Annotated in this window: 14 protein-coding genes; 5 read left to right on the top strand and 9 right to left on the bottom strand. The window is 60.5% G+C overall.

All coding sequences use genetic code 11. From position 1 onward, the window contains the following. Positions 1-2: 2 nt before the first annotated feature. The 6 genes from EJ074_RS24905 to EJ074_RS24880 form a co-directional block, all read right to left on the bottom strand. On the bottom strand, positions 3-734 hold the full coding sequence (locus EJ074_RS24905) for an SDR family oxidoreductase (protein ID WP_129554091.1): 732 nt from the start codon (positions 732-734) through the stop codon (positions 3-5). Beyond that, the gene (locus EJ074_RS24900; protein WP_095806835.1) at positions 734-1,465 is read right to left on the bottom strand and encodes an SDR family oxidoreductase; all 732 of its coding nucleotides are present in this window, start codon (positions 1,463-1,465) and stop codon (positions 734-736) included. The genes EJ074_RS24905 and EJ074_RS24900 overlap by 1 nt, the downstream gene beginning before the upstream one ends. Positions 1,466-1,480: 15 nt before the next feature. After that, entirely contained in the window at positions 1,481-2,584 is a 1,104-nt protein-coding gene (locus EJ074_RS24895; protein ID WP_095806836.1) for a mandelate racemase/muconate lactonizing enzyme family protein, read from the bottom strand. A gap of 40 nt (positions 2,585-2,624) precedes the next feature. Next, complete coding sequence (locus EJ074_RS24890; RefSeq protein ID WP_095806837.1) at positions 2,625-3,176, bottom strand: TetR/AcrR family transcriptional regulator; 552 nt, start codon at positions 3,174-3,176, stop codon at positions 2,625-2,627. Between the two features lie 348 nt (positions 3,177-3,524). Then, positions 3,525-4,244 carry a cytochrome c biogenesis CcdA family protein gene (locus tag EJ074_RS24885; protein ID WP_095806838.1) on the bottom strand — a complete coding sequence of 240 codons (720 nt, stop codon included), beginning with the start codon at positions 4,242-4,244 and terminating at the stop codon, positions 3,525-3,527. 10 nt (positions 4,245-4,254) lie between these two features. After that, positions 4,255-4,566, bottom strand: a complete 312-nt coding sequence (locus EJ074_RS24880) for a thioredoxin family protein (RefSeq protein WP_348626974.1) — start codon at positions 4,564-4,566, stop codon at positions 4,255-4,257. A 460-nt stretch (positions 4,567-5,026) separates the two neighbouring features. Here EJ074_RS24880 and dctP point away from each other — a divergent pair, with 460 nt between their 5' ends. From dctP to EJ074_RS24865, 3 genes are read left to right on the top strand one after another with little or no spacing between them, the layout of a single operon-like run. Further along, entirely contained in the window at positions 5,027-6,145 is a 1,119-nt protein-coding gene (gene dctP / locus EJ074_RS24875; RefSeq protein ID WP_095807028.1) for a TRAP transporter substrate-binding protein DctP, read from the top strand. 60 nt (positions 6,146-6,205) lie between these two features. Next, positions 6,206-7,309 carry a TRAP transporter small permease subunit gene (locus EJ074_RS24870; RefSeq protein ID WP_095806840.1) on the top strand — a complete coding sequence of 368 codons (1,104 nt, stop codon included), beginning with the start codon at positions 6,206-6,208 and terminating at the stop codon, positions 7,307-7,309. A gap of 3 nt (positions 7,310-7,312) precedes the next feature. Continuing rightward, entirely contained in the window at positions 7,313-8,683 is a 1,371-nt protein-coding gene (locus EJ074_RS24865) for a TRAP transporter large permease subunit (RefSeq protein WP_095806841.1), read from the top strand. 116 nt (positions 8,684-8,799) lie between these two features. Here EJ074_RS24865 and EJ074_RS24860 read toward each other — a convergent pair whose 3' ends face one another. Beyond that, a complete protein-coding gene (locus EJ074_RS24860; RefSeq protein WP_095806842.1) occupies positions 8,800-9,390 on the bottom strand; it encodes a hypothetical protein in 591 nt (196 codons plus the stop codon). Further along, a complete protein-coding gene (locus tag EJ074_RS24855) occupies positions 9,380-9,676 on the bottom strand; it encodes a hypothetical protein (RefSeq protein ID WP_095806843.1) in 297 nt (98 codons plus the stop codon). The genes EJ074_RS24860 and EJ074_RS24855 overlap by 11 nt, the downstream gene beginning before the upstream one ends. A gap of 679 nt (positions 9,677-10,355) precedes the next feature. Between EJ074_RS24855 and EJ074_RS24850 the strand changes: the two genes are divergently transcribed. Both EJ074_RS24850 and EJ074_RS30680 read left to right on the top strand, forming a co-directional pair. Continuing rightward, positions 10,356-10,781, top strand: coding sequence for a hypothetical protein (locus EJ074_RS24850; RefSeq protein ID WP_095806844.1), 426 nt, complete (start codon positions 10,356-10,358; stop codon positions 10,779-10,781). 92 nt (positions 10,782-10,873) lie between these two features. Beyond that, complete coding sequence (locus EJ074_RS30680) at positions 10,874-11,428, top strand: SH3 domain-containing protein (RefSeq protein ID WP_095806845.1); 555 nt, start codon at positions 10,874-10,876, stop codon at positions 11,426-11,428. A 385-nt stretch (positions 11,429-11,813) separates the two neighbouring features. Here EJ074_RS30680 and EJ074_RS24835 read toward each other — a convergent pair whose 3' ends face one another. Next, positions 11,814-12,110 (bottom strand): hypothetical protein, encoded by a 297-nt coding sequence (locus EJ074_RS24835; protein WP_129553846.1) that lies wholly within the window; start codon positions 12,108-12,110, stop codon positions 11,814-11,816. Positions 12,111-12,281: the final 171 nt, after the last annotated feature.

Here is a 12,281-nt window from a genome sequence, read left to right as displayed (position 1 = left end):
GTTCAGGGCAGGCTGAGCTTTGCCATGCGGCCGCCATCGATGGTCCAGACCTGGCCGGTGACGAAGCCTGCTTCCGGCGAGGCGAGCCAGGCGACAAGCGCGGCGACCTCTTCCGGCTTGCCGGTACGTCCGACCGGATGGATGCGGCCGATCTCGTGGCGGAAGGCAGCTGGGTCCGGCATACTCTCGATGAAATCTTGGTTCAGGTCCGTGTCGATCCAGCCCGGCGCAACCGCATTGCAGCGGACACCCTCAGTCCCGTGATCGACGGCAACAGCGCGGGTCAACCCATGCAAGCCCGACTTCGACGCACAATAGGCCGCATGCTTCGGGTTCGATCCCAGCCCTTCGATGGAGCCGATATTGACGATGGCGCCTTTCGACGCCTTCAGATGCGGCATCGCGGCCTTGATCAGCATGAACGGAGTGGTGAGGTTGACGGCAACATTCCGCTCCCAGTCGGCAAGCGACATGTCCTCGACCAGCGCTTCCTGCATCATGCCCGCATTGTTGACGAGGACATCAAGCCGGCCGGCCTTGGCCACTACAGCCTCCACGGTCTTTCCAGCAGAACCTGGATCGGTGAAATCCGCCGCAATGCCCTCGAATTCCACGTCCTGCCCGCGCTGGGCAGTGAACACGCGTGCACCCTCGTTCCGGAGCCTCAGGGCGATCGCCCGGCCAATGCCGGACCGGCCGCCCGTGACCAGCGCCGCCTTGCCTTCGAACCGCATCACGCCACCGCCTTTCCGCCGTTGACCTCGACCAGCGAGCCGCACATGTAGCGCGCCGCATCCGAAGCAAGGAAAAGCACGACATCGGCGATATCTTCCGGCTCGGCGATGCGGCCGAGCGGCACGGTTTTTCCGAGTTCGGCAACCGCCGTGTCCGGATCAAAGCCGCGCTTGATGAAGCCGGTGCGCAGCATAGGCGTATTGACCTCATTCGGGCAGACGGCATTGATGCGAATGTTCTGGTGCGCGTGGTCTATGCCCATGCACTGGGTCAGCGAGGCGATCGCCGCCTTGGTCATGCAATAGACCGCATGGTTCGGGCCGGGACGAAGGCCCCAGCACGAAGCGGTGTTGACGATTGCGCCGCCGCCGCGCGCGGCAAGCAGCGGGATTGCGGCGCGGCTGATCCGGAATGGAGCCTGGACGTTGACGCCCACCGACAGATCCCAGTCGGCATCGGTCGTTTCGGTCACCTTGCCGCGCGTGATCACACCGGCATTGTTGATGACGATGTCGAGGCCGCCGAGCGCTTCGAAGGCCGCCTGGGGCAAGCCGTCGGCATAGGATGCTTCCAGCAGGTTGCCGGGCAAACGGGCATCGGCCTCGACACCGGACACGTCGCGGTCAGCAACCGCTACGCGGGCTCCCTCGGCTCGAAGCTGCCTCGCGATGACGGCGCCGATGCCACCGGCAGCCCCGGTTACAAGCGCGAGTTTTCCAGAAAATCTCATACTACTGTCCAAGGTTCAGAAGCTTGCGACGGGGCTACCGAAGATGCCTGCGTCAGGCGTCACGCCGAGACCCGGGCCCTTCGGAAGTGCGATGTGACCGCCTTCGATGCGGACACCGTTCCTGCTGTCGTAATTGCCCTCGATATACGGCTCCGCGATCCACACACCCTCGCACAGCTTGGGGCCAATGGTTGCACCTGCCTGCGCGCAGGCGGCAGCGAGAATATCGCCACCCCAGGCGTCGTCGCAGGTGTGCGGAAGATTGCGCGCGGCGCAGATGTCGCGGAAGGTCGCGAAGTTGTGCAGACCGCCAATGCGGGTCACCTTCATGCCGAACCCGTCGACGAGGCCGGTGCCGACTGCGGTGATCACGGTGCTGAGGTTGACGCTGTTTTCGTCCATGTAGATGCCGTGGTGCACCTGCGGCCGGATCTTCTGGAGGTCCTCAATCGTGTTGCACGGCTGCTCCATGATGAACGGAACATCGAGGCATTCACGGCTTGCCCGAAGCGCGTCACGCGTGGTCCAGCCGCGATTGGCATCGACCGCCAGGCGCATGCCCGATCCCTTGATCACTTCCCACACCTTGCGGACGACTTCGATGTCAACCTCAACCGGGCGACCGCCCACCTTGACCTGCAGGCGCGGATAGCCTTCTTCCATCTTCTCGCGGGCGATACGGGCAATGTCATCGGGAGTGCCGACACCGGTCGCGTAATAGGAGGGCACCTTGTCGGTTGCCGCGCCACCCAAAAGCTGGGCAACGCTCAAACCGAGCTTCTTGCCGATAAGATCGTGCGCCGCCATGTCGATGGCTGCCTTAGCGTAATTGTGCCCGTTCAGCAGGCTGTCCATCTGGCGCTGGAGAGAGAGCGGCCAGACTTCCGAGCCTACGAGCCCCGGAGCCATTTCCGTGAGCGCGGCGAGCGCACCACTGGCATGGGATTCGGCATAAGTCGGGCCAACGGGGCAGGTTTCACCCCATCCCTCGGTTCCATCTTCCCCGACGAGGCGGACAAGTGTCGTCCTCAACGACCACACCTTTGCATTCGCCATCGTATAGGGGCCGTTCTTTACCGGCAGATCGTGACTATAGACATCGATTTGCTTGATCTTCATGTGTCAGGCTCCCAAGCGCTCAGAACTGGTGGAAAGGAATTCATGCGATACCTTCGGCCGCAAGGGCTGCCTTCGCCGCTCGAAGGGCCGCAGCCGTCGCCCGATTCCGCCCCTGCAGGCGGGCTGTCTGTGTCATGCCTTCGTGAAGAAGGAAGAGCGTTTCGGCGACTTGCTCGATATCTCTGTCGGGCGCGATGGTTTGTAGACGTATGCGAAACTCATCGGCGAGCCGAGCCTTGTGATCCGTGACGATCTCTCGGATTGCGGCGCTCTCGGGATGCTCGGCCAAGGCATTCAGAAAGAGACAACCAGTGTTGGCCACTTCATTCAACCAGTCTCCGAGGCGGATGATTGGATAAAGGACATGATCGATCCCAGTTTCAGGGCCACCCGCAAGCCAATCGAAATAGGTCTTGTCACGATGCTCCAGCGCGCCCACCACCATGGCTTCCCGGCTTGGAAAATACTTGTAGAGCGTCCTCAGGGACACGTCGGCTCCCGCCCGCAGTGCTTCCACGCCTTGCTCGGCAAAACCTTGTTCGGCAAACTGCCGGTCGAGGTCGCTCGCGATCTTCTGTTTTGTCGTGCTCATGCGTCCAACGGTAGAGTGAACGCTCTACTTTGCTGGCTTGAAAGCGACTCCTTTTGGTAGGACAACGCCGCCCTGGAGCAAGGCGCGGTGGCGGGAATACTCCTGACGCAGTTCCGTGCGATCTCGCCGTTGATCTGGCTCGCACTCGCGTTTCGGGTACGGCCAGCAGGTGCTGCCGAGACCTCCACTACGTGAGTTTGCAATACTCAAACAGTTTTCTTACGCTGCGCATGTCGGCGTGAGTTTGCGCCGGGCACATGGGCTCGGCCCGCGATCGCGAGAACGTGTATTCGTGTTCCAGCAAGGAAAACGGACGGGGCATGCCGCCGCCGGAAGCCTTTAGGCGATTCAGAGCTGCGTTGTCAGCGCCGTCAGCCATTCGGGAGAGATATCGACCAGCACGGTCTCCAGCCTCTTCTCATAACCAGAAAGGATCGCCATGGCAGTCAGGATCAGCACGGCGCCCAGCGCGACCTTCAGGCCGCCGCCGGCACCGGCAATGCGGCCACGCCAGCGCAGCAAGGTTTCGCGCGACAGCTTGCCGAGGATCAACAGAGGCAGGGCGGCACCAATCCCGAACAGAACCATGGTTGCGGCAACCTGGCCGAGGTTCCGGCCCTGAGCGGCTAGAACGGAAGCCGCGCCGAGCGTCGGGCCGACGCAGGGGCTCCACACGGCGCCAAGCAGCAGGCCGACGCCGAACTGGCCCCAGGGGCCTGTGGCCGAAAAACTGCCGAAACGCTGCTCGATCCAGTTGCCGGCGGGACCGGCGGCCAGTGCGACCCGCGCCTGCAATCCCGGCAAGACCAGCGCCGCGCCGAGAACAAACATCAGCACCGCGGCGGCTCTGCGAAAGACTCCGCTATCTATTCCTATGGAAAACCCGATCGTGGCGACGAAAAGTCCGATCGCTGAAAAGGATATCGCCAATCCGGCCGCCAGCGCGGCGGGCCCGTAGCGATGCTGGGCGACAGCAGCGCCCAGCACGACCGGGATAAGCGGCAGCACGCAGGGCGACAGCGTCGACAACAGCCCTGCCAAGAACGAAAGACCGAAACCGAACGGCATCGCCCGTTGGTCAGCTTGTGCTGTCGAGCAACCGCTTGATGGCGTCCGCCTTGGTGACGCCGACGAGCCGGCCGACCTCCTTTTTGCCCTTGAAGGTGATCAGCGTGCTCTGCATCCGGGCACCAAAGGCGCGGACGACATCCTTCTGCGCATCGAAATCGACCTCGAAGACGGCTATGTCCGCGTATGCGGCCGACGGCAGTAGCTTGGCCAGGACCTGCTTCTGCGCCTTGCAGATTGGACACCACGAGGCGCTGATGTCGACCAGGATCGGCTTGCCCGCTTTCTGTGCGTCCTCGAACGCCTGCGGTGTATAGGCCATGCGATCGCCGGCCTTGGCCGTTTGGGCGCAAGCCAGGCTTGATAAGACGCTCAATGCTATGAGAAACCTGCGGCGGTCGAGCATTTTTCCTACTCCATGGCGTTGCGGACAGGCCCGACACGCGGGCATGAGATCACAGTTCGTTATTCGTGCCGCCACGGCCAATCGTTACAGGTTCGCGGCAACGTTGCCGATCCGCCGAGCAGCCGGAAAGATCAACGCCAAAAATGCCGTCTGAAATGTCTACTGGCGCGCGGTGCTTGAAAAAGTCTGCACCGTACTATGTTACCTTATAGGCTGTGGGGTTTCTTCCGCATCTTTGACGGCGCTTGCAGCTCGGCTGGAAACGATTGCGAGAAGGCAGGTTGGCCAGCAAAGGGTGTCTCTTGTGAGATTATCTATCATTTGAGGTCGGCAGCGGCTCAATCGTATGTCCGTTGCAGCGCAGGGAGGAAAGACGATGGATCGGGAAACGCATTCCAAATCAAGGCGAAGCTTTCTGAAGGCGAGTGGACTTGTCGCTGGGCTAACGGCGACGGCGGTTACGTCTCCTTGGGTTCAAAGGGCCGGAGCCGCCGACACGATCACATGGAAAATTCAAACCTCATGGCCTGCCGGTGTCGGGCTTGAAACTTTCCAGAACTGGTGCGGGACCATCAAGGAAAAGACCGGCGGCCAGCTCGAATTTCAGCCGTTCAAGGCGAAGGACATCGTCGGCGACTTTGAACTCCTCGATGGGGTGAAGAACGGCGTCCTCGAAGCGATGAACTCGTTTTCACTGTACTGGGCCGGTAAGCTTCCCGCTACGGCGTTCCTGTCCTCTTACACGATGGGGCTACGCTATCCGCACGAATGGGACATCTTTTTCTATTCGAAAGGCGGCCTGCAGGCCGCGCGCGACCTTTATGCCAAACAAGGTCTTTACTACGTCAACCGCATTCATCACGGCCCGAACATCATCCACTCAAAGACACCGATCCGCTCGATCGAGGATTTCAGGGATCTGAAGCTGCGTGTACCGGGCGGGATGATCGCAGAGACATTCGCGAAAGCCGGCGCCAAGACCACGCTGCTGCCGGGCGGCGAGGTGTTCTCAGCGCTGGAGAAAGGCACGATCGATGCGGCCGACTACACGGGACCGGCGGTAAACTGGGCGCTCGGCTTCCAGCAGGTGACCAAATACATTTCCATGGGACCGCCCGGACTGATGTCGGTGTATCAGCCCGTCGACCTGATGGATTTCGCCGTCAACATGAATGTCTGGAACCAACTCCCCGATAAGCTCAAGAAGTTCGTGGAAGACGAGATCCAGGTCTATTCGAACACCCATTTCGGGGCGATCCAGAAGGCCGACATGGAGGCCTGGCACAAATTCACCGACGCGGGCATTGAAATCAATCGGCTTGGACCGGAGGACCTCCAGAAGTTCCAGGAAATCGCGGTGCCGATCTGGTTCGAGTGGGCCAACAAGGACAAGGACGCGGCGCGCATTTTCAAGCTGCAGCTTGAGGTGATGGAGAATCCGACTGTCGGCTACGTAACGCCGGAAATGTATCAGGGACTATCGATCAACCTCTGAGGCTCTCCGCGCCCGGCCCCTGCCCGGGCGGGCGCACTCTCCTTCAAGAGGCAGTCGCCGATGCCCTCACTCACATTTGTGCTGCCGCACTGGCTCTACTGGTCGAGCCTCGTGCTTTTTCCGATTGCCGCGGTCTTCTTCGTCTATCGCGAGCGTGCTCGACCCGATGCCGGCCGAGCCAACCTGTTCCTCGCCTATTTCTTCCTGGTCACAGCCGGTTTTCTAGGCATGCACCGTTTCTACCTGAAGAGCCGCTGGGGGTTCTTGTTCATCCCGTTCTTCGTCGCTGTTCTCTGGACCAGTGCCCAGGTGCGGGATGGGCGCGAAACATTGTCTCTGACCCGCTCCCAGGCCGAACACGCCGAAAGAGCCCTGGCGCAAACCAGAGCCGACATCACGTCCGGCAAGAGCGGTGCTGCCGGTCGCCTCCCCAAGGCCGAGGCGGATGCGGCAACCACGCGTACCAATAACGCTGCCGCCCTCGCTGAGCTCGCCCGCTCGAACACCGTTGCCCGAATTGCCGGAATTCTCCTCGGCATCGTTCTCGCAGGCGACATCTTTCTGATGCCGGGCCTGGTTCGCCGCGCTCGCGAACGCGAGATTCAAGTGGCCCCGACCGGCACCCATCCTTTGGTGACCGACGTGCCTGCCACGCCGATCAAAGCTCCGCTCGCCGTCTTCCGTCCGGTCGACCGGCTGGTCAAAGTGACGGGCGAGTTGGTCGCCTACTGGTCGGTCCTCGCGGTCATCGCCTACTATTACGAGGTCGTGGCCCGTTACGTTTTCAATTCGCCGACGAACTGGGTGCATGAGAGCATGTTTCTTATGTTTGGCATCCAGTACATGCTGGCAGGAGCCTATGCCTATCGCGACGAGACCCATGTCAGGGTAGACATCGTCTACAGCCACCTCTCCGAGCGCGGTCGGGCCATCTGCGACATTATCACCTCGGCCTTCTTCTTCCTGTTCACGGGGACCATGCTGGTTACAGGCTGGCGTTTTGCCAGTGACGCCATGGCGGTTGGCGAACGCTCGTTCACGGAATGGGGCATTCAATACTGGCCGGTGAAGCTCGCGATCCCCATCGGGGCGGCGCTCCTGTTGCTTCAGGGTCTGTCCCGGCTGATGCGCGATATCGCCACTGCATTCGGAAGGACCAGCTGAGCGATGGGTCTCGAGCTTCCGATCCTTTGGCTCAGCATATTGATGTTCGGTGGTCTGGGCGTGCTTTTGCTGCTCGGATTGCCGATGGCCTTTTGCACCGGCAGCCTTGCCGTGCTTTTCCTCTTTCTGTTCGGCAATTCGGCCATGCTGAACATGCTGCCGTCTCGAGTCTTCCCGTTCATGACGGATTATCAGCTCTCGGCGGTGCCGCTTTTCATCTTCATGGCCGCGATCCTCGAGAAGGCGGGCATCATCGAGGAGTTGTTCGATGTCGTCTACAAATGGCTGGGCGGACTGAAGGGCGGGCTCGCTTCGGCCACGGTGATCTCCTGCACGCTGCTGGCCGCGATGGTCGGCGTGGTCGGGGCGACGGAAGTGACGATGGGCATGATCGCGCTGCCTGCCATGCTGCGCCGCAACTACGACGCCAAGCTCGCTTGCGGCTCGCTTCTTGCTGGCGGGACCCTCGGCATTCTCATACCGCCTTCCGTCATGGCGATCGTCTATGCCGTCGTCGCGCAGCAGTCGCTGGGCGAACTCTTGATCGGGTCGGTGTTTCCTGGGCTGCTGCTGTCCGGGATGTACGTCGTTTACGTGACGGCGCGCTGTTACATCAACCCCAAGCTCGGCCCAGCGTTGCCGCCGAACGAACGCATCGCCTTCGCCCAAAAACTCAAGCTTTTGCGCCGCACGTTCATGCCGATACTGCTGATCCTGCTTGTGCTCGGGGTCATCTTCATGGGCATTGCCACGCCCGTCGAGGCCGCCGGCATCGGCACGTTCGGTGCTTTCATCGTCTGCGCCGCACACCGGCGCCTAACCTGGGACACGATCCGGGAAGCCAGTGTCGCGACGCTCAAGGCCACGGCGATGGTCATGTGGATATTCTTCGGCGCCACCATGTTCGTCGGCTTCTTCATCCTCAAGGGCGGGCAGAACTTCGTCGCCGAATCCATACTCGGAACAGGCTTGGCGCCTTACGGCGTCCTTGTTCTGATGATGATCATCCTGTTCGTCCTTGGCATGTTTCTGGACTGGGTGGGCATTCTCCTTCTCACCGTGCCGATATTTCTGCCCATCCTTAAGTCGCTCGAATTCGGCGGCACGTTCGGCCTGGCCGGTGTGGCTCCTGAAGACGTGCCGCTGTGGTACGGCGTCATTTTCATGGTCAACATGCAGATGGCGTTCCTGAGCCCACCGTTCGGCTATTCGCTGTTCTATCTGAAGAGTGTTGCCCCGCCGGAGATATCGATGGCGACGATCTTCCGATCCGCGGTCCCCTTCCTGTGCCTGCAGGCGGTCGGAGTGGCACTGTGCATCGTGTTTCCCTCGATCGTCCTCTGGCTGCCGAAGGTCATGTACGGAGGCAATTGACCGCGTTTGCGGCTTTCGTCATCAACGCCGCAGATCTCTTTCGTCTGGCTCGGTCTCGACTTGAGCAGCAATGCGCCGTACTGGTGTCATCAAGAACGATCTGAACCATTCCCAATTCATACAGATCGCGACGCTTCTGGCGTGCGGTACAGAACAATGCGCCCTGTCGGAACGAGTTGGGAAAGAAAGTCGAAGTCCCGGACGTTCCCCGTGAGCACGCTTGCACCCAGTTGCCGCGCCTGAAGGAAAACCAGAGCGTCGTTGAGGAACTTGCGTTCGTAACCTTCGCCCTTTGGCAAATTGCTCGTTCGGAAGAGCAGGCCAGCGAGGATGCCGGCTTGCCCCCAGATTGCAATATCGGGGGCATGAATTCTGTGCTGCGGTATATCCGCGATCGTGGCTTGGATCGTTTCCAGAACAGCCTTCGTAGATGTATGCTTCGGATCCAGTCGGCCGAACATGTGTGTCAGTTCGGAAAGGCTCACCGCCGAATGGTGGCACAGCCGATACGTTAAGAGCGTATCCACCCCTGCCGGCGATCGACCCTGCAGAACATCCAGATAGACGGTGGTGTCCAGAAACAATGGACCGCCGATAATCGGTTCGTCGTCGCTCCATGGCAGATCGTCATCGGCCCGGCGCGCGAGTGTTCCCTGGCGTTTCTGGGGCTTGAGTGCTCGGAGGGTTTCGGAAAGATCAAATCCCAAGGTCGATATCCGAGGGGATGCTGCCTTTGCGCTTGACGAGACGAGCCCCGAAATCGTCCTCCAGCGCCAGGCGCGACAGCGCAAGCTCCAACAACTCGGTGTCCGAAGTGACGTGGGCGCGCTTCTTGGCCGCGGCGAGCAGGTCCGACGATACACGCCCCGACAAACGCGTGTTCTTAGCAGAGCCGAGCAGACCAACGGCCCTCGCCTGCTCAAGGACCAGCTTGTTACGGGTCAGCGCGACCTTTGCTTCGCTGTCTGCAGCAGTATGGATTTGAGCACCCATGCCAACCTCCTGCGTTGAACATAACGTAGTATACGTTCAACACATTTGCAAGAAGCACTCGAGTCTCTGCAAACTGTGCATGTAGACAGGTTGTTGACGTAAGGCGCATCGCGGATGCTCGAGCGCCGGGCTCGTATGCGCTCAGTCCAGCGAACCTCACATAGCTCAACAGGGTTCGCCGAGCCAAGCGGCACGGAGCGGATCACCGCGTCCCATATCTCTCCTTCAGACTTGCTTCGCCCAGCTATGGCCTCGTGTCGCCAGTGCCTGCCCCAGGATTCGTCCATGCTCGGAGGCAACGCGGCAAGACATGCTCTTGAGAGCTTGTCCTTGGGTACAGCCGGCGAAATGACGACAATGTTTGCGACTGGCTCGGAATAGTTTCCGGGCAAGCTTGGTATATGAAGCATCGAGGTGAAGTTTGTCCGCACTCACCATTCTTGAAAATTTCCGGGTGCTCAAGCACAGCATCTCAGGCGCCCGAATGCGGGAGATGAGCACGCGTGTGCGAGTATCTGCGCCGACCTGCTCACGACCGAAGATTCTGCCAATCGGACCGGGCGTCCCCCTGCCCCATCTTCCAAGCTGGGTCGCCCCTGCGGAGAAACGCCAAGTCGACCGATAGCCCGGCGGCGGAAATCAATCCGAAACAAGAACGCATTTCGAACGGGAGGAACACATGGCAAGCAATCAAACGATTTCGCAGCGCTTCGAAGAATACCAGCCCTCTAAGACACTCTGGTTTTGGTCGGTCGCGGGCGCCGTGGTGCTGACAATGATCGTCGGCTTCACGGCCGGCGGTTGGACCACGGCCGGAACGGCGTCTGAAATGGCGAAGACCTCGGCAATGAAGGCCAGGGCCGAACTCGTCGCCAATCTCTGCGTCCAAAAGTTTATCACAGCGTCGAACGCCGGCGATAACCTGGCCAAGCTCAAGGGAACGTCTTCCTACCAGAGAGACAGCTTCATCAGCGACGGCGGGTGGGTGAAACTGGCCGGAATGAAGAAAGACGCCCCGGGAGCCGCGGACCTGTGCGCGGAAAAATTGGCGGCAATGGACACGATCCCGACCAGCAACGTGGCTCAGGACAACAGCAAAGGTTGATCGCCACTTTTCGTCCGGAGTGCGCCATCGGGCGGCGTCTCCCACGGCTGACGAAGATGATCGATCCCTTTCGCATTCGCAGGTGAACGACCATGCATTCCGGTGTCGGTTTCTTGACAGTCCGCCGGCAGGTCAAACGACGGTTACACTTCGTATTCGTCCTTCTCATTCTTACAACTGCGTTGGTCTCGATACCCGCAACGACGACAGGGCTGCGGGCTGAGGTCCGGACTCTTCCGCTGCCCCGCTTCGTCTCACTGAAAGCTTCACCCGCCAATCTGCGCGTCGGGCCGGGCACAGGCTACGACATTGAATGGGTCATGACACGACCGGGCATCCCCCTGGAAATCTACCAAGAGTATGACAATTGGCGCCGTGTAAGGGATTGGGAGGGGACCACCGGATGGATCTACAGTCCGCTGTTGTCAGGGCGCAGAACCGGTATTGTCGCTCCCTGGGCGAACAATGAAGTAGCGCTGCGCAAGAAACCGACAATCGATGGTCCTATCACGGCCTGGCTCGAGCCTCGCGTCGGGGTCAGACTGACAGGGTGTGACGGGAAATGGTGCGCTGTTGCCCTAGGGATGACGACCGGCTTCGTCAGACAAACCGACTTGTGGGGCGCATATCCCGGCGAAGTGCTTTGAACGGTGCCATATATGACCGACCGAACCGTATTGATTTCCGGCGGAGGCATTGCGGGACCTACACTTGCCTTTTGGCTCGCAGCCGCCGGGTTCCGGCCGATTCTGATCGAACAAGCGCCTCGCTTGCGCACTGGGATCGAGGCGGACATCAATCGCGTCTTCCGATTTGATCCATTCACCAGGAGAGAGCGATTGAACATCGTAATGTCCGTCGGGCAGCCGTGCCGCAAGCCCGACGTAGCGGTAACAAGTGCCTGCTGAATCTTTGCCTGTGGCCGAGATCGGCCGCTCCGCAAGATAGCCCGCTATGGCACTTCCGACGCTAGCAGCATCGTCGCGGCGCGGATATCGGCAAGCCTTATGTCTCGGTCGTCCGATCTGGCCGTCACGACGGGAACTCGGGCCGATCCTTCGCCTGCGGGATATAATCCCGGATAGCGACGACCCAATCGTCCCTTACCGTGGCCAGGACCAGGCGGCAGCCTTGCGGATAATATCTCGGCAATGCCGCGGCCTGATCGGCGAGGATCGCTCCATTCAGCCCACACAACTCTCCCCCAAGCAGCCAACCTTGAGGTTTGTTGGTGCCCACCACCGCGATGTACTCCCCATCGCAGGGATACCCAATCAAACCAACTTCCTCGTAGTCGTTCAGTCTGCGCATCGCGTTGGTTTTATTCAAAACAAGTTACCTCTCCTTGGTTGAAGAAGTCGGCAAGCATCACGGTGTAACGGCCCGGCATCACCCCAGCCTGACGCCGGGCCGTGAGGAAGCGCCCGCGCGGTCGCACTTCCTGATCGTTATGACGCGGGGTCAAAACGCGGCCCCATGCGACAAGGTCTCGTTTGCGCA

The organism is Mesorhizobium sp. M3A.F.Ca.ET.080.04.2.1, from assembly GCF_003952525.1.
GTDB lineage: Bacteria > Pseudomonadota > Alphaproteobacteria > Rhizobiales > Rhizobiaceae > Mesorhizobium.
This window is presented reverse-complemented; position numbering and strand designations above follow the sequence as displayed.